The sequence below is a fragment of the Arthrobacter cavernae genome (assembly GCF_017368795.1).
Classification (GTDB): domain Bacteria; phylum Actinomycetota; class Actinomycetes; order Actinomycetales; family Micrococcaceae; genus Arthrobacter; species Arthrobacter cavernae.
In genome coordinates, this window is the sequence record NZ_JAFNLL010000035.1 from 1 (window position 1) to 21,775 (window position 21,775).

The 21,775-nt window shown below is 65.2% G+C and carries 23 protein-coding genes; 20 read left to right on the forward strand and 3 right to left on the reverse strand.

What is annotated here, in order from left to right; genetic code table 11:
• The 3 genes from J1902_RS14020 to J1902_RS14030 form a co-directional block, all read left to right on the forward strand.
• Positions 1–180: hypothetical protein (locus J1902_RS14020; RefSeq protein WP_207616935.1), on the forward strand; the 180-nt coding region annotated here is incomplete at its 5' end.
• Positions 181–263: 83 nt separating this feature from the next.
• Positions 264–1,568 carry a M20/M25/M40 family metallo-hydrolase gene (locus J1902_RS14025; protein WP_207616936.1) on the forward strand — a complete coding sequence of 435 codons (1,305 nt, stop codon included), beginning with the start codon at positions 264–266 and terminating at the stop codon, positions 1,566–1,568.
• Positions 1,569–1,581: 13 nt separating this feature from the next.
• Positions 1,582–2,742, forward strand: coding sequence for an acyl-CoA dehydrogenase family protein (locus J1902_RS14030; RefSeq protein WP_207616937.1), 1,161 nt, complete (start codon positions 1,582–1,584; stop codon positions 2,740–2,742).
• Positions 2,743–2,823: 81 nt separating this feature from the next.
• Here J1902_RS14030 and J1902_RS14035 read toward each other — a convergent pair whose 3' ends face one another.
• Positions 2,824–3,057: a DUF5703 family protein gene (locus J1902_RS14035; RefSeq protein WP_207616938.1), complete on the reverse strand. Its 234-nt coding sequence runs from the start codon at positions 3,055–3,057 to the stop codon at positions 2,824–2,826.
• 39 nt (positions 3,058–3,096) lie between these two features.
• Between J1902_RS14035 and J1902_RS14040 the strand changes: the two genes are divergently transcribed.
• Positions 3,097–3,372 (forward strand): hypothetical protein, encoded by a 276-nt coding sequence (locus J1902_RS14040; RefSeq protein WP_207616939.1) that lies wholly within the window; start codon positions 3,097–3,099, stop codon positions 3,370–3,372.
• Between the two features lies 1 nt (position 3,373).
• On the opposite strand, the gene J1902_RS14045 is transcribed toward J1902_RS14040, so the two are convergent.
• Complete coding sequence (locus tag J1902_RS14045; RefSeq protein ID WP_207616940.1) at positions 3,374–4,306, reverse strand: aldo/keto reductase; 933 nt, start codon at positions 4,304–4,306, stop codon at positions 3,374–3,376.
• Between the two features lie 52 nt (positions 4,307–4,358).
• Here J1902_RS14045 and J1902_RS14050 point away from each other — a divergent pair, with 52 nt between their 5' ends.
• Complete coding sequence (locus tag J1902_RS14050; protein WP_207616941.1) at positions 4,359–5,192, forward strand: undecaprenyl-diphosphate phosphatase; 834 nt, start codon at positions 4,359–4,361, stop codon at positions 5,190–5,192.
• Positions 5,193–5,207: 15 nt separating this feature from the next.
• Positions 5,208–6,485, forward strand: coding sequence for a cysteine--1-D-myo-inosityl 2-amino-2-deoxy-alpha-D-glucopyranoside ligase (gene mshC, locus J1902_RS14055; RefSeq protein ID WP_207616942.1), 1,278 nt, complete (start codon positions 5,208–5,210; stop codon positions 6,483–6,485).
• Positions 6,486–6,540: 55 nt separating this feature from the next.
• On the opposite strand, the gene J1902_RS14060 is transcribed toward mshC, so the two are convergent.
• Positions 6,541–7,446, reverse strand: a complete 906-nt coding sequence (locus J1902_RS14060; protein WP_207616943.1) for a PAC2 family protein — start codon at positions 7,444–7,446, stop codon at positions 6,541–6,543.
• A gap of 119 nt (positions 7,447–7,565) precedes the next feature.
• Here J1902_RS14060 and J1902_RS14065 point away from each other — a divergent pair, with 119 nt between their 5' ends.
• From J1902_RS14065 to tatA, 14 genes are all read left to right on the forward strand, one after another.
• The gene (locus J1902_RS14065; protein ID WP_207616944.1) at positions 7,566–8,309 is read left to right on the forward strand and encodes an HAD family hydrolase; all 744 of its coding nucleotides are present in this window, start codon (positions 7,566–7,568) and stop codon (positions 8,307–8,309) included.
• Between the two features lie 60 nt (positions 8,310–8,369).
• Positions 8,370–9,479: a site-2 protease family protein gene (locus J1902_RS14070; RefSeq protein WP_207616968.1), complete on the forward strand. Its 1,110-nt coding sequence runs from the start codon at positions 8,370–8,372 to the stop codon at positions 9,477–9,479.
• Positions 9,480–9,591: 112 nt separating this feature from the next.
• Positions 9,592–10,659 (forward strand): tRNA (adenine-N1)-methyltransferase, encoded by a 1,068-nt coding sequence (locus J1902_RS14075; protein WP_207616945.1) that lies wholly within the window; start codon positions 9,592–9,594, stop codon positions 10,657–10,659.
• A 98-nt stretch (positions 10,660–10,757) separates the two neighbouring features.
• Positions 10,758–12,566, forward strand: coding sequence for a proteasome ATPase (gene arc / locus J1902_RS14080; RefSeq protein ID WP_207616946.1), 1,809 nt, complete (start codon positions 10,758–10,760; stop codon positions 12,564–12,566).
• A gap of 50 nt (positions 12,567–12,616) precedes the next feature.
• The gene (gene dop / locus J1902_RS14085; RefSeq protein WP_207616969.1) at positions 12,617–14,236 is read left to right on the forward strand and encodes a depupylase/deamidase Dop; all 1,620 of its coding nucleotides are present in this window, start codon (positions 12,617–12,619) and stop codon (positions 14,234–14,236) included.
• Positions 14,237–14,334: 98 nt separating this feature from the next.
• Positions 14,335–14,538 carry a ubiquitin-like protein Pup gene (locus tag J1902_RS14090; protein WP_207616947.1) on the forward strand — a complete coding sequence of 68 codons (204 nt, stop codon included), beginning with the start codon at positions 14,335–14,337 and terminating at the stop codon, positions 14,536–14,538.
• Between the two features lie 79 nt (positions 14,539–14,617).
• Entirely contained in the window at positions 14,618–15,427 is an 810-nt protein-coding gene (prcB, locus tag J1902_RS14095; protein WP_207616948.1) for a proteasome subunit beta, read from the forward strand.
• A gap of 1 nt (position 15,428) precedes the next feature.
• Positions 15,429–16,136: a proteasome subunit alpha gene (prcA, locus tag J1902_RS14100; protein WP_207616949.1), complete on the forward strand. Its 708-nt coding sequence runs from the start codon at positions 15,429–15,431 to the stop codon at positions 16,134–16,136.
• Between the two features lies 1 nt (position 16,137).
• Positions 16,138–17,502 (forward strand): Pup--protein ligase, encoded by a 1,365-nt coding sequence (gene pafA, locus J1902_RS14105; RefSeq protein ID WP_207616950.1) that lies wholly within the window; start codon positions 16,138–16,140, stop codon positions 17,500–17,502.
• Positions 17,503–17,613: 111 nt separating this feature from the next.
• Positions 17,614–18,537, forward strand: a complete 924-nt coding sequence (locus J1902_RS14110; protein WP_207616951.1) for an FKBP-type peptidyl-prolyl cis-trans isomerase — start codon at positions 17,614–17,616, stop codon at positions 18,535–18,537.
• 49 nt (positions 18,538–18,586) lie between these two features.
• Positions 18,587–18,982: an FKBP-type peptidyl-prolyl cis-trans isomerase gene (locus J1902_RS14115; RefSeq protein WP_207616952.1), complete on the forward strand. Its 396-nt coding sequence runs from the start codon at positions 18,587–18,589 to the stop codon at positions 18,980–18,982.
• 120 nt (positions 18,983–19,102) lie between these two features.
• Positions 19,103–21,088, forward strand: coding sequence for a helix-turn-helix transcriptional regulator (locus J1902_RS14120; RefSeq protein ID WP_207616953.1), 1,986 nt, complete (start codon positions 19,103–19,105; stop codon positions 21,086–21,088).
• 25 nt (positions 21,089–21,113) lie between these two features.
• The gene (locus J1902_RS14125) at positions 21,114–21,464 is read left to right on the forward strand and encodes a hypothetical protein (RefSeq protein ID WP_207616954.1); all 351 of its coding nucleotides are present in this window, start codon (positions 21,114–21,116) and stop codon (positions 21,462–21,464) included.
• Positions 21,465–21,500: 36 nt separating this feature from the next.
• The gene (gene tatA, locus J1902_RS14130; protein ID WP_207616955.1) at positions 21,501–21,761 is read left to right on the forward strand and encodes a Sec-independent protein translocase subunit TatA; all 261 of its coding nucleotides are present in this window, start codon (positions 21,501–21,503) and stop codon (positions 21,759–21,761) included.
• The last annotated feature ends 14 nt before the right edge of the window (positions 21,762–21,775 follow it).

A 21,775-nucleotide genomic window follows, 5' to 3' on the forward strand; every position in this document is an offset into this window, starting at 1 on the left:
TGGTATTCGGAGCGTTCGCTCTGCGCCTTCCGGCGCTTCTCTTTCCTCCGAAGCAGCGAGAAAAACTCTAACACGGATTCCGGCCATGAAAAAATCGGTGCTGGTCAGGGCCCTGTTGCCCGTATTTCCGCGCCGGGAATCGCCGGAATCCAGTCCCTTGACCCGGCTGCCGGTGGGTAGGCTGAAGGGACGTGGGGCAGCCTGCGGGCGGGGAACCGTCCGGCGTCCCCGGACCAGTAGCCCAGCCAAGCAAGGAGAGTTCCATGTCTGCCATCCGCCCCGAGGACGAAGTAGTCCGGATCTGCCAGGAACTCATCCGGATCGATACCTCGAACTTCGGCGATGACTCAGGCCCGGGTGAGCGTGCTGCCGCCGAATACACGGCCGCGCTGATCAGCGAAGTCGGTCTTGACGTCGAAATCTTCGAATCTGCCCCCGGACGCGCCAGTGTGGTGAGCCGGCTGGCCGGCGAGGACCCCTCTGCTGATGCGCTGGTGGTCCATGGCCACCTGGACGTCGTGCCGGCGCTGAAGGACCAGTGGAGCGTCGATCCCTTTGCCGGTGAACTGAAGGACGGACTCATCTGGGGCCGCGGGGCCGTGGACATGAAGGACATGGACGCCATGATCCTCTCCGTCATGCGCGATTTCGCCCGGACCGGCCGCAAGCCCAAACGCGACATCATCTTTGCCTTCTTCGCCGACGAGGAAGCCGGCGGCACGTACGGCGCCCGTTACGCCATTGAACACCGCCGTGAACTGTTCGACGGCGCCACCGAGGCAATCTCCGAGGTCGGCGGCTTCTCGGCAACCATCGGCGGCCAGCGCACCTATCTTCTCCAGACTGCGGAGAAGGGCATCTCCTGGCTGCGTCTCATGGCCCACGGCCGTGCAGGCCACGGCTCCCAGATCAACACGGACAACGCCATCACCCGCCTGGCCGGAGCAGTGACGCGGATCGGCGAATTCCAGTGGCCCATTGAACTGACGCCCACCACCCGCCAGTTCTTGGACGGCGTGACCGAACTGACCGGCGTCGAGTTCGACGCCGACAATCCGGACATCCTGCTCAAGGAACTCGGCACCGTGGCCCGCTTTGTCGGCGCCACCCTGCAGAACACCTCCAACCCCACGCTGCTGCGCTCGGGATACAAGCACAACGTCATTCCGGAGTCGGCCGAGGCCCTGGTGGACTGCCGCACCCTGCCAGGGCAGCAGGAACTCGTGTTCGAAACCATCAAGCAACTGGCCGGGGAAGGCGTGGACGTCAGCTACGTCAACAAGGACGTGTCCCTGGAAGTCCCGTTCGCCGGCAACCTCGTGGACGCCATGATTGATGCACTGCACTCGGAGGACCCCGGGGCCAAGGTGCTGCCCTACACCTTGTCAGGTGGCACGGACAACAAATCGCTCAGCAAGATCGGAATCACCGGCTACGGCTTCGCGCCCCTCATGCTCCCCGACGACCTCGACTTCACGGGCATGTTCCACGGCGTGGACGAACGCGTCCCGGCGGACTCCCTGAAGTTCGGCAGCCGCGTGCTGAACACCTTGCTCAGCAACTACTAAGGGAAGCCGTAGGATGACCCCCGAGGAGATCCTGCCCGACGACCTCATGGAACGCATCCGCGGCCGCGCCGCGGGCTATGACCAGGACAATTCCTTCTTCCATGAGGATCTGGCCGAGCTTGCCGCCGCCGGGTACCTCAAGGTCTTTGTCCCCGTGCCCGACGGCGGGCTGGGCCTTGGGCTGGAGGCGGCGGCTGCGCTGCAGCGCAGACTGGCGACGGCGGCACCGGCCACGGCGCTCGCCGTCAACATGCACCTGGTGTGGACCGGCGTCGCGCATGTCCTTGCGGCGCGCGGCGACGACTCGCTGGGTTTCGTCCTCAAGGAGGCAGGGCAGGGGGAAGTGTTCGCCTTCGGCATCTCCGAAGCCGGCAACGACTCCATGCTCTTCGACTCCGGGACCACCGCCACGCCGGAGGGCGACGGAAGCTACAGCTTCACCGGCCGGAAGATCTTCACGAGCCTGTCCCTCGGCTGGACCCGGCTCGGGATTTTCGGCAAGGACGCCGCCGCGCGGAACGGCGACGGCGAGCTGGTCTTCGGTTTCATCGGGCGGGAGACCCCGGGCCATGAGACCCTCACCGACTGGAACACGCTGGGCATGCGGGCCAGCCAGTCCAACACCACGCTCCTGCAGGGGGCCGTGGTACCGCCGGAGCGGATCTTCCGGAAGCTGCCGGTGGGGCCCAACCAGGATCCTCTGGTCTTTGCCATTTTTGCCTGCTTCGAAACACTCCTGGCCGCCGTCTACACGGGCATCGGTGAACGTGCCTTCACCCTGGCCCTGGAGGCCGCCAAGCACAGGACCTCGGCCAAATACGGCGGCCGCAGCTACGCCCAGGACCCGGACATCCGCTGGAAGATTGCCGAGGCGGCCATGGCCATGGACGGAATCCAGCCGCAGCTCGCATCCGTCGCCCGTGATGTGGACGCGCTGGTGGACCACGGTCCGCAGTGGTTTCCCAAACTGGTGGGGCTCAAGGTCCGCGCCACGGAGAACGCCCGGGCCGTGGTGGATATTGCCGTCCGCGTCTCCGGAGGCTCCAGCTACTTCCGCGGTTCCGAGCTCGAACGGCTCTACCGCGACGTGCTGGCAGGGATCTTCCATCCATCGAACGAGGAATCGGCGCACAGCACGGTGGCCAACGCCTGGCTGGGACCGCTCGAGATGTGAACGGCAGCGCGGGCGGTGCAGGGTGCCTGGAGGGCTGCGCTGCACCGTAACGATGCACCGTAACGATGCACCGTAATGAAGCTAGACGGTGCGCTGCACCGTGATCACCTTGCGGCGCAGCCAGAAGCGACGTCCGCCGCCCACGTAGAGGATGCTGCGCTCCAGCTCCCACTTGCCGTACTCGGCGTGTTCCACGATCCTGCGGCGGGCATCCGGCAAGGAATCGTCAGGACTGACGGACACTACGAGGTACTCGTACTGCTTGGCATAGTCCCGTTGGCGCTCAACCGAGCTGCTCAGAAATTGTTCTCTCATCCCTCTCCATTTTCGTCTTTTTCGGGCTAACGTGAAGTCATGAGCATCGATCCGCGTGTCGCGCTTCAGTCCTTGACCGCAGCCCTGGAAGAACACCTGGTGGCCGCATCCGCCCGCAGAGGCGAGGGTGATCCTGCCGTGGAGGCAGCATTTTTCGCCGTCGCGGATGCCTTCGAGGTGTATGAAGACGCGCTGTACGAGGCTTACTCAGAAGTAACGCCGCTGCAGGTCTTCGACGATGAGGAAGACGACGGCGACGACGACGATGATGAACTGATCGACGAGGACGACCTCGAAATCGTCGACCAGCAGTAGCCTAATCCGCTGAAACGTCCTCGAGGGCGCGGGCGATCTCCGTCGGCAAAGGCGTCAGTTGCGAATCCATGAGTTCCTTGAGCTGGACCGTGTTGCGTGCCCCCACAATGGCCGTGGCAACACCCGGTCGTGACAACAGCCAGCTTAGGGATACATCCAAAGGCGTGCGTCCCAGGCCCCGTGCCGCCATGGCCACGGCCTCCACCACACGGGAGCCCCTGGCTTCCAGATACGGTTCAACGTAGGCCGACAAGCGCCCCTGCGCTGCGCGGGAATCACCGGGGATCTGGCCCCTGTACTTGCCGCTCAGCACGCCGCGGCCCAGCGGCGCCCACGCCATGAGTCCCAGCCCTGCGTCCTCAATGGCCGGAACAAGCTCCTCCTCGGGCTTGCGCTGCAGCAGCGAATACTCGGACTGGTTGGCCACGAGCGTAAAGCCGGCGACGGCGGCCGCCTTGGCCGTCTGCCAGCCGTTGTAGTTGGAAATCCCCACATAGCGGGCCCGGCCGCTGCGCTGCGCCAGTTCCAGCGCCGACAGCGTTTCGTCCAGCGGGACGTTGTCGTCCCAGGCATGGGCGAACCAGATATCCACGTAATCGGTTCCCAGCCGTGCAAGGCTCGCATCGAGCGAGGAGAGCATCGCCCCGCGCGAGGCATCGACGCTGCGCCGTGCGTCCGACGTCGAGACTCCCGCCTTCGTGGAGATCACCACTTCCGAGCGGGCCACCACGTCGCCCAGCATGGCGCCCAGCATGGCCTCGGCCTGGCCCTGCGCATACGAGGCCGCGGTGTCGATCAGGGTGCCGCCGGCGGCGATGAAAGTGTGGAGCAACTCGGCGGCTTCCTGCTCATCCGTTTCCTGCGCCCAGGACATGGTCCCCAGGGACACCGAAGAGACTCGAAAACCGCTGTTGCCGACGTAACGCTGCTGCATGACTGCAAGCTTACGGGCAGTTCCCGGACTTCATGACGTAGGGTCTATTCACGTGAACTGGATAGAAGCAGCCTTGCTTGGCCTGGTGCAGGGCCTCACCGAATTTCTCCCGATTTCCTCGAGTGCGCATCTGCGCATAGTCGGCTCGTTCCTTCCGACAGCGGCCGATCCGGGCGCCGCATTCACGGCCATCACGCAGCTGGGCACGGAAACCGCCGTCGTTGTCTTTTTCTGGCGTGATATCGTGCGGATTGTCCGGGCCTGGTTCGGCTCGCTCCGCGGCACCGTGGCCCGCAACCACCCTGACGCCCGCATGGGTTGGCTGGTGATTCTGGGAAGCCTGCCGATCATCGTCCTCGGCTTGTTGTTCCAGGACCAGATCGAATCCGTACTGCGAAGCATGTGGCTCGTAGCGACCATGCTGATCGTCTTTGGCATGATCCTCGCCGTGGCCGACGCCGTCGGCAGGCAGCAGCGCGAGCTCAGCGAACTGAGCTACAAGCACGGCATCCTCTTCGGCCTGGCTCAGGCCTTGGCCCTGATCCCCGGTGTTTCCCGTTCCGGCGGAACCATCACGGCCGGGCTGCTCATGGGCTACACCCGCGAGGCAGCCGCCCGGTACTCGTTCCTGCTGGCCATTCCCGCGGTCTTCGGCAGCGGGCTGTACCAGCTGTACAAAACGGTATCGAAAGAGGGAATCACCGGCCCTTATGGACTCCCGGAAACCGCCATGGCCACCGTTATCGCCTTCGTTGTGGGATACATCATCATCGGCTGGTTCCTGAAGTTCGTTTCCACCCGCAGCTACCGGCTTTTTGTCTGGTACCGGATACTCCTCGGCCTCGCCCTGTATGTACTGCTCGGTTTCAATGTCATCAGCGCCTAGCACTAAGGTTGAGCTGTGAAATCGTGGATCTCCCGCCCTGTGCCTGAACTGCCCGGCAGCATGCCGCAACTCCGACTCTTTGACACGGCCCTTGGCCGGATCACGGACGTCGAACGTCGCAACGAGCAGTCCATGTATGTCTGCGGCATCACCCCTTATGACGCCACCCACATGGGCCATGCGGCCAGCTACGTCGCATTTGACATCCTCAACCGCGTGTGGCGGGACGGCGGCCAGCGCGTCTTGTACGTCCAGAACGTCACCGACGTCGACGATCCCCTGCTGGAGCGCGCCACGGCCACCGGCGTGGACTGGCGTGAACTCGCTGAGAGCCAGATCGAGCTCTTCCACACGGACATGGATGCGCTGAACGTCCTGGCGCCCAACCACTACATCGGTGCCGTGGAAGCGATCCCGGGGATTGTTCCCGCCATTGAGAAACTCATCGAGGACGGGCTTGCGTACCGGGTCGCGGGCACCGGGGGAGAGCCCGACGGCGATGTGTACTATGACGTCGAGGCCGCCGGCAAGCAGTCCGATGCCCCTGACGCCTGGACGCTGGGTAACGTTTCCCACTTCAGCGAGGCAGAAATGCTGGAACTCTTCGCCGAACGCGGCGGTGACCCCGGCCGCGCCGGGAAGCGCCAGGCACTGGATCCGCTGCTGTGGCGGGTAGCCCGCGACGGCGAACCCAGCTGGCCCGGGAGCACGCTGGGCGACGGCCGTCCCGGCTGGCACATCGAATGTACCGTCATCGCCCAGAAGTACCTGCCCGCCCCGTTCACGGTGCAGGGCGGCGGCTCGGACCTGATCTTCCCGCACCACGAAATGGGTGCAGGCCACGCCTACTCCCTGGCTGGCGTCCCGCTGGCACGCCACTATGCGCACGCCGGGATGGTGGGCCTCGACGGCGAAAAGATGAGCAAGTCCAAGGGAAACCTGGTCCTCGTCTCCAAGCTGCGTGCGGCCGGCGAAGAACCGGCGGCCATCCGCCTGGCCATCCTGGCCAACCACTACCGTTCGGACTGGTCCTGGACCAGCGAAGGGTTCGACGCCGCCAAGGAGCGCCTCAGTACCTGGCGGGCCGCCCGCGACAACGCACCGGAAGGTTCGGCCGCGGAGCTGCTGGGCCTCATGCGCGGCGAACTGGCCAATGACCTCAACGCGCCCGGGGCACTCGCCGCCGTCGACGCCTGGGCCGCCCGGGCCGTGCACAATGAAACCCCGTACTCGGCCATGGACAGCGCCCTGGTGAGCGACGCCGTCAATGCCTTGCTCGGCGTCGAGCTCTAACAGCTCCTGACTCCTGAAGCCCGGCGCTGGCCGCACGGGCTTCAGGCACCTGCCGTCAGGGGCGTTCCTTGCCCCTGCGCTTGAGATAACGCTCGAACTCGCGCGCGATCGATTCGCCCGTGGCCTCGGGGAGGTCGGCGGTGTCCTTCGCTTCCTCGAGTTGCCGCACGTACGCCGCAATCTCGGGGTCTTCGGTGGCGAGCTCGTCCACGCCGCGTTCCCAGGCCTCCGATTCCTCGGCCAGGCTGTGCGTGTCCAGCGGCACCTGCAGGAGGTCCTCGACCTTGTGCAGGATGGCCAGCTGGGCCTTGGGCGAGGGCGGCTGGGCCACGTAGTGCGGCACCGCAGCCCACAGGGACACGGTGGGCAGGCCCGCAAGCAGCGCGAATTCGGCCAGGACGCCCACGATCCCCACTGGTCCTTCATATTGCGAGGATTCCACGTTCAGGCGCTCCCGCAGAGCACTGTCCTCGGTGGTGGTGCTGACCGGGATCGGGCGGCTGTGCGGCACATCGGCGAGCAGTGCCCCGATGAGCACCACGGCCTCCACGCCGAGCGCCTCGGCATGGACCAACAGTTCCGTGGTGTAGGCACGCCACCGGTAGGACGGTTCGCTGCCGAGGACAAAGACAACGTCCACATTGCTGTTGGGAACCGACGCCCGGTAGATCCTGGTGGACGGCCACTTCACCTTGCGTGCGCCGGTGGAGGTGCGGCGGACCGTGGGCCGGGTGAACTGGAAATCGTAGTAATCCTCGGCGTCCACCGTGGCGACCTTCTTGCCGTCCCAGAGCTTGTTCAGATAGTGCAGGGCATCACTGGCCGCCTCGCCCGCGTCATTCCAGCCTTCAAAGGCCGCCAGCATCACGGTGACGCGGCCGCCTTCCGGTCCGGCCTGGAGAAAACGCTCGGACTCCGGTGCGTTGTCCTGTCCCTCGGGGGTCCCGTCCACACTGTTCATCCACTCACCCTACGTCCAAGACCCGGTCGGATGCATGGCATTTCGGTCCGCGGTATGCCTTGACTGCCGGCATATCAGTGCGGCCAGCCGGCCCCCGGCTTCCACGTAGACTTGAGGCCATGCAATCCTCAGCCACCCAGCCCTTCCTCAAAGCCGCTCTCTGGGATATGGATGGCACGCTCGTGGACACGGAGCCGTACTGGATCGCGGCGGAGCACGCCCTCGTGGAGGCCCATGGCGGCCGCTGGTCGCACGAACAGGCCATGCAGCTCGTTGGCCAGTCGCTGCTGCACTCCGCGGGCATCCTGCAGCAGGCAGGCGTTCGCATGGAGGCCCGTGACATCATCGATCTCCTCAGCGCCGAAGTCATCCGGCAGGTCCGCACGGAAGTTCCGTGGCGCCCGGGTGCCCGCGAACTGCTCGATGACCTTCACGGCGCCGGCGTCCGCTGCGCCCTGGTCACCATGTCCGAAGGCCCGCTCGCGCGGGTCGTCGTGGAAAGCCTGCCCAAGCCGTATTTCGAATTCCTGGTCACCGGCGACACCGTGACGCAGGGCAAGCCCCACCCCGAGGCCTATCTCACCGCCGTCGCGCGCCTGCGGGCCAGCGATCCGGCAGTTACTGCCGACCGGTGCGTGGCCCTGGAGGACTCTGTCCCCGGCGTCGCCGCGGCCATTGCCTCGGGCGTGGTCACCGTGGGGATCCCGCACCAGATGCCGCTGCCCGACGACGCACGCCGCGCCACGTGGGACACGCTGCAGGGCCGGGGCGTCGCCGATCTTGAGGAACTGGTGGTCGCCAGGGTTGCCACTGCAAACCTTGGCCAAGCAGACCGTGCGGAGTTTCTCGAAGGGGCCAACTAAGTGAGCAGCACTGACACGCCGCAGCATGGTGCCCACAGCAGGAAGAAGGAAGGCATACCGATGGGCCGCATCGCCGGAATCCCGGTGTATCTGGCCTACTCCTGGTTTGTCATTGCGGGTTTCACCGTGATCGTCTACGGCCCGGCACTTCTCCTCAGGATGCCGGGACTGGGATTCGGCGCCTACTTGGTCGCCTTCGCCTACGCCCTGCTGCTGGCTTTGTCCGTGCTTGTCCACGAGCTCGCCCATGCGCTCAGTGCCAAGGCGTTCAACTGGCCCACAGAGAAGATTGTCCTGAACCTGTGGGGCGGGCACACGCAGTTTGAGAGCTTCACGGCCTCTCCTGGCCGGTCCGTGCTGGTGGCCCTTGCAGGTCCGGCCGCGAACTTCGTCCTGGCTGGCCTGACATGGGCGTTGCTGAGCTCCAATGCTGTCTCGGGTGTGGTGGAGATCCTCACCAACATCCTCATGTGGGCCAACCTCCTGATCGGCATCTTTAACGTCCTGCCCGGCCTGCCCCTGGACGGCGGACGACTGGTCGAATCCGCCGTCTGGAAGGCCACGGGAAGCCAGGAGAAGGGCACGGTGGCCGCTGGTTGGGCTGGCCGTGTGATCGTTGCAGGACTTGTCATCTGGTTCATCGGCCTCCCGCTGCTCAGCGGGACGCTGCCCGAGGTCAGCATCCTGCTCATCACGGTCCTCGTCTGCGGCTTCCTGTGGATGGGAGCGTCGGGTGCCATCCAGAACGGACGCTTCCGCAGCCGCCTTCACCTGGTGAGCGCCATCGCCCTGGCCGAACCCGCTGTCGGGATCCCCAATTCCGCCACCGTGGAAGACGTGCTGAGGATCGCGCCCGCCGGAACACCCGTCGTCGTGATCTGCGGCCCCGACGGCAAGCCGCAGGGGCTTGTCGATAGGGCGGCAACCGCAGCGGTACCGCGCGGGGCGGCCGCAGCGACGCCGGTCACCGCCGTCGCGCATGCACTTGCCGCCGGCGCGTACGTCCCCGAATGGTCCAAGGGACAGGAACTGATCCAGTACCTTTCACGGCTGGACGGCGGCGAATACGCCGTGGTGGACCACAACGGGACCGTGACCGGCCTGCTGCGGCAGCAAGCAGTAGTGACAGCGATTACAGGTAAAGAACCCCGCCGAAACGGGCGTCCGTGACGCCCCAGCCGGTAGAGTTACGTGCCGGCCGTGAAATATCCCGGACAGCTTTGACGCGCCACGAGGCAGCAACGATTGACGGCAACCGCCGCACAGGAGCGAGGAAACACCCATGAGCAGCGAAACCGCCGCCAACGACTTGGCCACCAACGATACGGCCACCGGCGCGGCCACCGCTGCCGTCCAACCGACCGGCGCTGTACGGCGCCGTGGACCCTTCCGGGTGGGCGAGCGGGTCCAGCTCACGGACGAACGCGGCCGCATGAACACCGTCACCCTGGAAGTAGGCGGCGCGTTCCACACCCACCGCGGTTTCCTGAACCACGATGAAATCATCGGCAAGGTCGACGGCTCCGTGGTCAGCAACAATGTGGGCCAGCAGTACCAGACCCTGCGTCCGCTGCTCTCCGACTTCGTGCTCTCCATGCCCCGCGGCGCGGCCGTGGTGTACCCGAAGGATGCCGGCCAGATCGTCACCATGGCGGACATCTTCCCGGGTGCACGGGTGGTGGAAGCAGGCGTCGGTTCCGGCGCGCTGTCCATCTCCCTGCTGCGCGCCGTCGGCGACGGCGGCTACCTGCACTCCTTCGAACGCCGGGAGGAATTCGCCGACATCGCCCGCGGCAACGTGGAAACCATCTTCGGCGGCCCGCACCCGGCCTGGAAGATCTCCCTGGGCGACTTCCAGGAGGAGGTGGTCCGCGCGGAAGCGCCCGGTTCCGTTGACCGCGTGGTGCTGGACATGCTGGCTCCCTGGGAGTGCCTCGACGCCGTGGCCACGGTGCTGGCCCCCGGCGGTGTGTGGATCAATTACGTCGCCACCGTCACCCAACTTTCCCGCACTGCCGAGGCCATCCGGGCCGACGGCCGCTTCACCGAGCCGGACGCCTGGGAGTCCATGGTCCGGGGCTGGCACCTTGAAGGCCTGGCCGTGCGTCCGGACCACCGCATGGTGGCCCACACCGGCTTCCTGCTGGTGACCCGCCGCCTGGCGGACGGCGTCACGGGCATTTCCGTCAAGCGCCGCCCGTCCAAGACCGAATTCAGCGAAGAGGACCTGAACGCCTGGACTCCCGGTGCCGTGGGGGAGCGCGCCGTCTCGGACAAGAAGCTGCGCCGCGCAGCCCGCGACGCCATCGCAGGCACCAACGTCCAGGATGATCCCGCAGTCACAATCTGAGCAAAGGTCACAAAGTAGTCCGCATTCCGGATGTCAGCGTCCACCCTGCGCTTTTCGGGTCTAAGGTCTTGTTAAGCGCAGGAAGGGGCTGATGAATCGTGGATACGTCGAACAACGACTTCGGACGGACAACTCCGGAGGAACCGACCGCAGCAGCGGAAGGGGTGACGGCCCGCGTACCGGCCGCCTTGCCGCCGTCCGATCCTGCCGGCGAGATGAGCGTGGCCGAGCGCCAGATCAACATCCTGCGCGACAAACTGCGCCACATTGACCGGCAGTTGGCCGCGGCTGCGCAGAACAACACCAAACTGGTGACGATGCTCGAGGCGGCCAAAGCCGAGATCCTCCGACTGAAGGGCGCACTGGAGCAGGAAGGCCAGCCGCCCTACAGTTTCGGAACCGTGGTCCAGATCAACCCGCGCCGGCTTCCCACCGCGGGCAGCTCCGGCCAGGCCGCCACGGAGGAATCCGTGGACATCTTCAACGCCGGCCGGAAGATGCGCGTCGGCATCAGCCCGCTGGTCAACGTCAACCAGCTCGCCGTAGGGCAGGAAGTCCTGCTCAACGAAGCCCTCCTGATTGTTGCGGGCCTCGGCTACGAACGGGCCGGCGAACTGGTTACCCTCAAGGAAATGCTGGGCAAGGACCGTGCCCTGGTGGTGGGCCGCGCCGACGAGGAACGCGTGGTGCGCCTCTCGGGCGCACTGCAGGGGCAGCACCTGAAAATTGGTGATGCCTTGTCGCTGGATTCGCGCACGGGTTATGCCCTGGAAAAGGTGCCCCGCGCCGAGGTGGAGAACCTGGTGCTCGAGGAAGTCCCGGACATCACGTATGAGGACATCGGCGGGCTGGGTCCCCAGATCGAACAGATCCGCGACGCCGTCGAGCTTCCCTTCCTGCATCCGGACCTGTACCGCGAGCACGGCCTCAAGGCCCCCAAAGGCATCCTGCTGTACGGTCCGCCTGGCTGCGGCAAGACCCTCATCGCCAAGGCCGTTGCCAACTCGCTGGCAGCACGCGCCGCCGAGCGTGCCGGCAACGTGGATCTCAAGAGCTACTTCCTGAACATCAAGGGTCCCGAGCTTCTCGACAAGTACGTGGGTGAGACCGAACGGCATATCCGCCAGATCTTTGCCCGTGCCCGGGAAAAGGCCTCGGACGGCAGCCCCGTGGTGGTGTTCTTCGACGAGATGGACTCCCTCTTCCGCACCCGCGGCACCGGCGTGTCCTCCGACGTTGAGACCACCATCGTGCCGCAGCTGCTGAGCGAGATCGACGGCGTGGAGCGGCTTGACAACGTGATCGTGATCGGTGCCTCCAACCGCGAAGACATGATCGACCCGGCGATCCTGCGGCCCGGTCGCCTTGACGTGAAGGTCAAGATCCAGCGCCCGGACGCCGAGGCCGCCGCCGACATCTTCAGCAAATACATCACCACGGACCTCCCCTTCCATGCCACGGACCTGGCCGAGTACGGCGGAGACGTCCAGGCCACGGTGGACGCCATGGTCCAGCGGACGGTGGAAGCCATGTACTCCACCGAGAAGTCCAACGAATACCTGGAAGTCACGTACGCCAACGGCGACACGGAGATGCTCTATTTCAAGGACTTCAATTCCGGCGCCGTGGTGCAGAACGTGGTGGACCGGGCCAAGAAGTACGCCATCAAGGACCTGCTGACCACCAACCAGAAGGGCCTGCGGATCGACCACCTGCTCCGAGCCGTGGTGGATGAGTTCCGTGAGCACGAGGACATGCCCAACACCACCAATCCGGATGACTGGGCACGCATCTCGGGCAAGAAGGGTGAGCGCATCACCTACATCCGCACCATCGTCCAGGGCAAGGCCGGTCAGGAGCCCGGGAAGTCGATTGAAACGACGCCCAACACGGGCCAGTACCTGTGACGGCGCGGCCAGAGGGCGTGCCGTCCGAGAAACTGCCGGTGGGCGGCGCCATGCGCGTCATGGGTTCGGAGACCGAGTACGGCATCCACGCGCCGTCGGCCCCGGGCGCGAACGCCACCATGATGTCGGCCCGGATCATCCAGGCGTACGCCAGCGTCACCCGCCAGCGTGCGGCGGGCGGTGCCGAAACCCGCTGGGACTACACGGATGAGGAGCCGCTGCATGATGCCCGCGGCTGGACCCTTGAGCGGGCTTCCGCCGATCCGAGCCAGCTGACGGACCAGCCGCCCGTGCTCGACGCCGAAGCCGTTGCCCTGGCGTATGGCCGGCAGGAGCTGGAAGCCGACGGCGCCGATGAATCCGGTTCGCTTCTCATGAACATGGTTCTGGGCAACGGGGCACGGCTGTACGTGGACCATGCCCACCCGGAATACTCGAGCCCCGAGGTCACCACTCCACGGGACGTTGTTGCCTGGGATGCCGCCGGAGACCTCGTGGCCCTCGCCACGGTGCGCAGGGTGGCCGCCGATCCGGATTTGCCGGCCATCAATCTCTACAAGAACAACACAGACAACAAGTCGGTGTCCTACGGCTCGCACGAGAACTACCTCATGCCCCGCTCCGTGCCGTTCGGTGACATCATCCGGGGCCTGACGCCGTTCTTCGTCTCGCGCCAGGTGGTGTGCGGCGCAGGCAGGGTCGGCCTGGGCCAGGACAGTTCCACGCCCGGCTACCAGATCAGCCAGCGGGCGGACTTCTTCGAGGCCGAGGTAGGTCTCGAGACCACCATCCGCCGGCCTATCATCAACACCCGCGATGAGCCCCATGCCACGGCGGACAAATACCGCCGGCTCCACGTGATCATCGGCGACGCGAACCTCAGCCAGGTCTCCAACTACCTGAAGTTCGGCACCACGGCCATGGTGCTGAGCCTCATCGAAGCAGGCCAGGCGCCGAAGATCGAAGTCCACGAACCGGTGCAGGCCCTGCAAACTGTCAGCCATGACACCTCACTCACCGCCACGGTCCGGCTCCTGGACGGGCGAAGGGTCACCGCATTGGACATCCAGTGGATGTACTACGAGGCCGCGGCCAAGCTCGCTCAGGAATCGGGAGTGTCCGATACGTTCACCGGTGACGGCCACACCCGCGAGGTCCTGGAGCGTTGGGAGGCCACACTGACCGCCCTCGGCGGAGACCTTGGCGCCGCGGCGTCCTCGGTGGAGTGGCTGGCCAAGATGTCCTTGCTTGACGGCTACCGCAACCGCGACGGCCTCGCCTGGAACGATGCCCGGCTGGGCCTGGTGGACCTGCAGTGGTCGGACATCCGTCCCGAAAAGGGCTTGTACTACCGTCTGCTGTCCCGGGACCGGATGCAGAGAATCGTCGACGACGGCGCCATCAGCCGCGCGGTGCTGGAGCCGCCGTCGGACACGCGGGCCTACTTCCGCGGAAAATGTGTGTCCAGCTTCGGCAAGGACGTCGTCGGGGCCAGCTGGGATTCGGTCATTTTCGATGTCCCGGGCATGGGCAAACTGCAGCGCGTGCCGACGCGGGAGCCGCTGCGCGGGACCGAATTCCTCACGGGGCCGCTGTTCCGGCGCCACAGTGATGCGGCATCGTTCTTGGCCGAGCTGCTGGGACAGAACACCGCTCCGCCACGGGCTTGACCGGCAGCCGCACAAAGCCGGGCGAAGCGGCGTCAGCCGTGGCAATATGGCATTAAAGGAAGTCCCCACAACCGGGGACGGACAGTAGGGAGAAGGAAATGGCAGCGCAGGAGCAGCAACAACCGCAGTCACGCGAGACTGAATCCGAGGTGGACGTCCCCGAGGCCCCGCCGGCAGCGCCGGAGGCCCAGGCCTCGGCAGCCACCCAGGGGGTGGATGATCTTCTGGATGAAATCGACGGCGTGCTGGAATCCAACGCCGAGGAGTTCGTCCGGGCCTTCGTCCAAAAGGGCGGCCAGTAGCCGCGGCGGAACGAGGTTGTACGGCCCGGCCGGTGTGAGACCGCCGGGCATCGGATGTGAGAGTCGAAGGAGCGCAGCAATGCAGGACCCATCAGCCCGCCACCTGGCCACCCAGGCAACGTCCTCGTTCACCGAGCATCTGCAACGCTCCAGGCCGGAGCTGCTTCCCTTCGGCCAGGCTCTTCCGGCTGGGACCGTCCCGCCTACGCCGCACGCCACCACCATCGTGGCGCTCTCCTATGCGGGGGGTGTGCTGATGGCGGGAGACAGGCGCGCCACCATGGGCAATGTGATTGCAAGCCGACATATCGAAAAAGTATTCCCGGCAGACCAGTTCTCCGTCCTCGGCATAGCCGGAACGGCAGGCCTGGCCATCGACATCACGCGGCTGTTCCAGGTCGAGCTGGAGCACTACGAGAAGATCGAGGGCACGCTGCTCAGCCTGGACGGCAAAGCCAACCGGCTCGGCGCGATGATCCGGGGAAACCTGCCCATGGCCATGCAGGGCCTTGCCGTGGTTCCGCTTTTCGCCGGGTTCGATACCGTCATGGGCGTAGGCCGGCTGTTCTCCTATGATGTGACCGGTGGCCGCTATGAGGAGCAGGAGCACCACTCGGTGGGTTCGGGCTCCGTGTTCGCGCGCGGCGCACTCAAGAAGCTGTGGCGGCCCAACCTCCCGGAGGAAGAAGCCATTGCCGTCGCCGTCGAAGCCCTCTACGATGCCGCCGACGACGACTCAGCCACCGGCGGCCCGGACGCGGTCCGGCAGCTCTGGCCGGTGGTCTACACCGTGAATCGGGCCGGAAACCGCCGGATCCCCGAACGGGACCTGGCAGCCATTGCCGAGGAAATTGTCGAATCGCGCACCGTCGCACGGCGGGAGGCCTGAGATGACCCAGCAGTTCTACGTATCGCCCGAGCAGCTGATGAAGGACCGTGCGGACTTCGCACGGAAGGGCATCGCCCGGGGACGCTCCGTCGTGGTGGTCAGCTGTGCCGACGGAATCGCTTTTGTGGCCGAAAACCCCTCGCCCTCGCTGCACAAAATCGGCGAGATCTACGACAAGATCGGCTTCGCCGCCGTCGGCAAGTACAACGAGTTCGAAAGCCTCCGGCAAGCGGGCGTCCGCTACGCCGACGTACGTGGCTATTCCTATGACCGGGAGGATGTCACCGCACGTGGACTGGCCAGCGTCTACGCACAGAGCCTGGGGGCCGTGTTCACGGCCGAGCAGAAGCCCTTTGAGGTTGAGCTGGCAGTGGCCGAAGTCGGGCTGAGCCAGGCGGACGACCACCTGTACCGGCTCACCTTTGACGGCTCCATCGCCGACGAGAACGGCTTTGTGGTGATGGGTGGCCTCGCGGAGCAGGTGGCAGACGTGGTCAGGGCCGGGTGGGAATCCGAGCTGGACCTGGCCGCCGCAATGCGCCTCGCTGTCAAGGCCCTGGCGACGGACAAAGAGGTGGACGCCCTGCCGCCCACCGCCGTCGAGGTCGCCGTGCTGGACCGCGGATCGGAAAGCAGCAGGGGATCGCGCAGGGCCTTCCGCCGGCTGGGGGCCGAAGACATCACACAGTTGCTGGCTGAGGAGGCCTGAGATGGACAAGAGGATTTTCGGCATCGAGACTGAGTTTGGCATCTCGTATTCGAGCCCGGACTCACGTCCGCTGGCCCCTGAGGAAGTCGCCCGTTACCTGTTCCGCAAAGTGGTCAGCTGGGGACGTTCCTCCAATGTGTTCCTGACCAACGGATCACGGCTTTACCTCGACGTCGGATCCCATCCCGAATACGCGACGGCCGAATGCGACGACCTCGCCCAGCTCATCGCGCATGACCGAGCCGGCGAGCTCATCCTTGACGACCTGGTGGACGAAGCACAGATGCGTCTGTCCGCCGAGGGCTTCAATGGCACCGTGTACCTATTCAAGAACAACACAGACTCCGCGGGAAACTCCTACGGAAGCCACGAAAACTACCTCATCCCGCGCAGGGGTGAATTCTCGCGGCTGGCGGAAATCCTCATCCCGTTCCTCGTTACCCGCCAGCTGATTGCCGGTGCCGGCAAGGTGCTGAAGACCCCGCACGGAGCCACCTTTGCGTTCTCGCAGCGGGCTGACCACATCTGGGAGGGTGTGTCCTCCGCCACCACCCGGTCCCGGCCCATCATCAATACCCGCGATGAGCCGCACGCCGACGCGGAGTTCTTCCGGCGCCTGCACGTAATCGTGGGCGATTCCAATATGTCGGAGACCTCGGCCCTGCTCAAGGTGGGCACGGTGGACCTCATCCTGCGCATGATCGAGGCCGGAGTCATCATGCGCGACATGCGCATGGAGAACCCCATCCGCAGCATCCGGGAGATCTCCCACGACCTCACCGGCCGCGCACTCGTGCGGCTGGCGAACGGCCGTCAGTTGTCGGCACTGGAGATCCAGCGCGAGTACTTTGCCAAGGTCACTGAATTCGTCGCCGCCAATGGCGCCCACAACACACACGTGCCGCTCATCCTGGACCTGTGGGGACGGACCCTGGATGCGATCGAAAGCGGAGACACCAGCAGGATCGATACCGAAGTCGACTGGGCCATCAAGAAGAAACTCATGGACAGCTACATGCAGCGGCATGGCATCGGCCTGGATTCGGCCCGTATCGCACAGCTGGACCTGACGTACCACGACATCTCCCGCCAGCGCGGTCTGTACTACCTGCTGCAGTCCCGGGGCGCCGTCCGGCGGGTCGTCACGGAAACCGAGGTCAAGGACGCCGTGGACGCGCCGCCCCAGACCACGCGTGCGAAACTCCGTGGAGACTTCGTCCGCAGGGCCCAGGAGCTTGGCCGGGACTACACGGTTGACTGGGTCCATCTGAAGTTGAACGACCGCGCCCACCAGACCATTCTGTGCAAGGACCCCTTCCGCAGTGTTGATGAGCGGGTCGACGCACTCCTTGATTCGATGAGCTGACTCCCAGCTTCGCGGGTTACTCTGGATGGTGGCCTCTACGAAGCCACCCAGTGCTTGACCGTGCCAAGTGCGCGGCCAAGCCCTCCTTGTGCCCCGACGAAAGTTCATTCTGTGCGCCGACTCCTAGCAATTCTCATTCCAGGCCTGCTGCTGCTCACCGCATGCGGAGGCAGCCCTGCAGCCCCGGAACCCACCAGCCAGTCCGCTGGCGACGTCAGCAAGCTGGATTCCCTCAAAGTCTCCGATAACGGTGACAAGAAGGCTCCCGGTGTTGACTTTGCCAAGCCGTTGACTGTGACCGAACCCACCATCAAGGTGGTCGTCGAGGGCAGCGGTGCTTCCATCAAGGCGGGCCAGATCGCAGAAATGGTCTACATCGCCGTAGACGGCACTGACGGAAAGACCCTCGAGGACACCTACGAGGCTGGCGTTCAGCCCCTTCCGGTCAACGATGAGCTAAAGACTGGAAGCCCTATCCTCTACAACGCCATTGTTGGCGCAAAGATCGGCAGCCACGTGGCTTTCGCTGATCCTGGCAACGCCACGGGCACCGGCGCGGCTTCGACACAACTGGTCGTTTTTAAGCTGGTCGGGGCCAAGGACGCACCCAAGGTCCTGGACAAGCCCGAGGGCGAAACCGTGACTCCGCCTGCCGGTCTGCCCACCGTCAAGGTCAACGACAAGGGCATCCCGGAGATTTCCGTAGAGGGCGTCAGCGCCCCCACCCAGCTCATCGCCCAGGACCTCATCAAGGGCTCGGGTCCGGAGGTCACGGCCAGCAACACCCTGACCGTCAACTACGTCGGCGTCAACCTGGTGGGCGGCGTGAAGTTCGATTCCAGCTTCGACCGCGGCCAGCCCGCCAGCTTCCCGCTGACCGGTGTCATCAAGGGCTGGACCCAGGGACTTACCGGCAAGACCGTCGGCTCGCGCGTCCTTTTGGTCATCCCGAAGGACCTCGCCTACGGTGAGGCAGGGCAGGGCGAAGCCAAGGGCGACCTCGTGTTCGTCGTCGACATCCTGGGCGCCAAGTAGCCCTTAAGCTAGTTCCACACACTTGTCAGCATCTAAGCAAGGAGCAACCATGTCATTTGGTCAGCGTGATCTCGACCGCACGAAGCCGGAAATCGACTTCCCGGAAGGCGACGTTCCCACGGAACTCGTCATCACTGACATCATCGAAGGCAGCGGCGCAGAGGCCAAGGCCGGCGACACCGTTTCCACCCACTACGTGGGCGTCGCCTGGTCCACCGGCGAAGAATTCGACGCGTCCTGGGGCCGCGGCGCACCGCTGGACTTCCGCGTCGGCGTCGGCCAGGTCATCCAGGGCTGGGACCAGGGCCTGCTGGGCATGAAGGTCGGCGGCCGCCGCCGCCTGGAGATCCCCTCCGAGCTTGCCTACGGCTCCCGCGGTGCCGGCGGAGCGATCAAGCCCAATGAAGCACTGATCTTCGTTGTGGACCTCGTCGCCGTCCGCTAAGCAAGGACGCCACGCAACACCGGCTTCGGATCGAAGCACGAAGGCGCGTCATCTTCCGGTCAACGTCCGGCAGGTGACGCGCCTTCACGTTTTGCGAGGGGACTTTAGTAACGTGGCAGGGTGTCCGCATCACGTACTGAACGCCTCCTCAATCTGCTCCTGGCCCTGCTGAACACGGAGCTCGGACTTTCACGTGCAGTCCTGCGTGAGAAGGTCTACCGCGATGACGCCGGGAACGACGTCGCCTTCGGGCGCATGTTCGAACGGGACAAGGTGGACTTGCGCCAGTTCGGGTTCGAGATCGAGACAATCACGGACCGCGGTTTCGGCGAGGACGACCCCGCGTCCACGCGCTACCGCATCGGCAAGGAGGCCAACCGTCTGCCGGAAGTGAAGCTGACTTCTGCCGAGTGCACCGTGCTGATGCTCGCCGCACAGTTGTGGGAGCGGGCCGCGCTGGGTTCCGCGGCCGTCAACGCCATGCGGAAACTGCAGGCGGGCGGCGGGTTCGCCGACGTCGAGCTTCCCTCGGGCCTGCAGCCCCGCATTAAACCCGCCGGGCAGGCGTTCGACGACGTCGTGGCGGCGATGCACGGCCAGCATCCCGTTAGCTTCGGCTACTTAGCAGGCAGCACCGGGCGGGAAGAATACCGGGTGGTCGAGCCCTGGGGCCTCGGCAGCCGCTTCGGGCAGTGGTACCTGGTGGGGCTGGACCGCTCGCGGGCGGCCAAGCGATTCTTCCGCCTGTCCCGGATGACAACGGCAGTCACTGCCGACACCAGCGGCAGCTTCGAGCCGCCGGTCCGGTTCGACGCCCGCGCCGAACTGGACACCCTCAACGAGCTTCCCCTCCAGCAGGCGGTCCTTGACGTCGTTCCGGGCCGTCTCCTCGGTCTCCGGAAACGGGCGGAGGCAGTTCCCGACGGCGGCGCGTGGCCCGAAGGCCGTGACAGGCTCAGCCTCACATTCCGCGATCCAGAGCAGCTGGCTGAGGAACTCGCGTCCTACGGGCCCAACGTCCACGTTGCTGCCCCGGCGGAATTACGGACAGCAGTGCTGCGCCGGTTGAAGGCTGCAGCGGCTTTCACTGCCGAGTCTCCCGTTCCGCTGGACTTCCCGGAAGCAGGACCAGTCCCGCGAGCCAGGAAGCGGACGTCGGAGGAGCAGCTCACACGCATGCTCCAGCTGGTTCCATTCCTGGTGCACCATCAGGGCCTGCACATCCAGGACGTGGCGGACCGTTTCGGTGTCACACGCAAGGAACTGATCGAGGACCTCAAGATCCTCATTTGTTCCGGGTTGCCCGAAGGCTATCCGGACGAGCTGCTGGACATCCAGTGGGAAAACGACCATGTCTACATCAGCGAGCATCTGGACCTGAATCGGCCCGTGCGCTTCAGCGAAGATGAAGCCGGCGCCCTCCTGACGGGCCTGGCCATGCTCGGCGAGCTGCCGGCGCTGGCGGGCATGTCAGGGGACGTGCTTGAGTCGGTAACGCTCAAACTGACAGGCGCAGCAGGCGGCGCCGGCCGCCTGGCGGGATCACTGGCCGGGCAATCCGTGGCACCTGAGGACTCGAGGGCCTTCGAAACCATCACGCGGGCCATCCGCGACGGCCAGCAGTTGCGTCTGCGCTACTTCTCCCTCCAACGGGACTCCGTCTCCGAACGCGACGTCGACCCCCTGCGCCTGTACTCCCTGGACAGGACCTGGTACTTCGAGGCCTACTGCCACAGCAAACAGGGACTCCGGAACTTCCGGCTTGACCGCGTGGACGCGCTCGAACCCAACGGCGGGCCCGTGTCCGGTCTTGCGGTGGCAGAGGAAGGCTATCCGGCGAAACTTTTCACGCCCAGCGATGACGACACCCTGGTGGTGCTGCAGCTGAGCCGGCAGGGAGCCGGCCTGGCCGACGACTACTATGCCGAACGGTCGGTACTGCTGCCCGACGGCGGGATGCTGGCCGAGGTCCGCTTCGGCAGCACCGACTGGCTGCCCATGTTCGTGGCACAGCACGGTGGAGCGGTCCGCGTTCTGGAGCCGCGCACGGTTGGCCAGGCCACTGCGGACTGGCTCTCCGCAGCGCTGGCCCAGTACGCAGACTGACGGTCTGGCTCGCTAGACTACTCAAATGCCTTGGTGGTCATGGATCCTGCTGTGGATCGCTCTCGTAGCACTGTCCCTGCTCTTCCACATCTTGCTGGGCATCCGTTTATTCCGTCAGTTTATGACAACAGTTCACGAATTATCTGCCGCAGGGAAACGTTTCAGCCACCTCGATCCTTTCGCAGAAACCTCCGACGTAGAACCCTCTGTTCCTGCGACGCCGGCCGGCTCGGCTGTTTTTGCCTCGCCCGAGCAGATGCGGCATGATTACGTGACGGCCAAAGCCTCCCGCCAGGAAGTCCGCCGGAAGAGGCGTGTATTGCGCAAGGCAGAACGGGGCCAGCCCCAATCCCTGCACGACATAGAATTCAGTTAGCCGTAGGATGTATCCAAAAGGAAAGGACCTCCCAACATGAGGCTCGAAGGCTGGCATCTCATCATCATCATCGTTCTCGCTCTGGTGCTCTTTGCCGCACCGAAGCTGCCGTCCATGGCGCGCAGCATTGGGCAGTCGATGCGCATTTTCAAGTCTGAAGTCCGCGAAATGAAGAAGGACGGCTCCCCGGAGGCCAAAGACGGTTCCGACGCCGTCGAAGGCAAAGTAGTGGAGCACCCGGACTCCAAGACCAAGAGCGGCGACGACACCGACGTACCGCCGTCCAACCGCGCCTAAGCGGAAGTGGTACA

Bases quoted from the DNA above. Each gene is read 5' to 3' on its own strand.
- J1902_RS14060 (WP_207616943.1), bottom strand. From the start codon at position 7,446: ATGAACAGTGTGGACGGGACCCCCGAGGGACAGGACAACGCACCGGAG.
- J1902_RS14115 (WP_207616952.1), top strand. From the start codon at position 18,587: ATGTCATTTGGTCAGCGTGATCTCGACCGCACGAAGCCGGAAATCGAC.
- J1902_RS14040 (WP_207616939.1), top strand. From the start codon at position 3,097: ATGAGCATCGATCCGCGTGTCGCGCTTCAGTCCTTGACCGCAGCCCTG.
- pafA (WP_207616950.1), top strand. From the start codon at position 16,138: ATGGACAAGAGGATTTTCGGCATCGAGACTGAGTTTGGCATCTCGTAT.
- J1902_RS14125 (WP_207616954.1), top strand. From the start codon at position 21,114: ATGCCTTGGTGGTCATGGATCCTGCTGTGGATCGCTCTCGTAGCACTG.
- J1902_RS14045 (WP_207616940.1), bottom strand. From the start codon at position 4,306: ATGCAGCAGCGTTACGTCGGCAACAGCGGTTTTCGAGTCTCTTCGGTG.
- J1902_RS14075 (WP_207616945.1), top strand. From the start codon at position 9,592: ATGAGCAGCGAAACCGCCGCCAACGACTTGGCCACCAACGATACGGCC.
- J1902_RS14090 (WP_207616947.1), top strand. From the start codon at position 14,335: ATGGCAGCGCAGGAGCAGCAACAACCGCAGTCACGCGAGACTGAATCC.
- J1902_RS14035 (WP_207616938.1), bottom strand. From the start codon at position 3,057: ATGAGAGAACAATTTCTGAGCAGCTCGGTTGAGCGCCAACGGGACTAT.
- tatA (WP_207616955.1), top strand. From the start codon at position 21,501: ATGAGGCTCGAAGGCTGGCATCTCATCATCATCATCGTTCTCGCTCTG.
- J1902_RS14070 (WP_207616968.1), top strand. From the start codon at position 8,370: ATGGGCCGCATCGCCGGAATCCCGGTGTATCTGGCCTACTCCTGGTTT.
- dop (WP_207616969.1), top strand. From the start codon at position 12,617: ATGCGCGTCATGGGTTCGGAGACCGAGTACGGCATCCACGCGCCGTCG.
- J1902_RS14030 (WP_207616937.1), top strand. From the start codon at position 1,582: ATGACCCCCGAGGAGATCCTGCCCGACGACCTCATGGAACGCATCCGC.
- prcA (WP_207616949.1), top strand. From the start codon at position 15,429: ATGACCCAGCAGTTCTACGTATCGCCCGAGCAGCTGATGAAGGACCGT.
- J1902_RS14065 (WP_207616944.1), top strand. From the start codon at position 7,566: ATGCAATCCTCAGCCACCCAGCCCTTCCTCAAAGCCGCTCTCTGGGAT.
- J1902_RS14025 (WP_207616936.1), top strand. From the start codon at position 264: ATGTCTGCCATCCGCCCCGAGGACGAAGTAGTCCGGATCTGCCAGGAA.
- prcB (WP_207616948.1), top strand. From the start codon at position 14,618: ATGCAGGACCCATCAGCCCGCCACCTGGCCACCCAGGCAACGTCCTCG.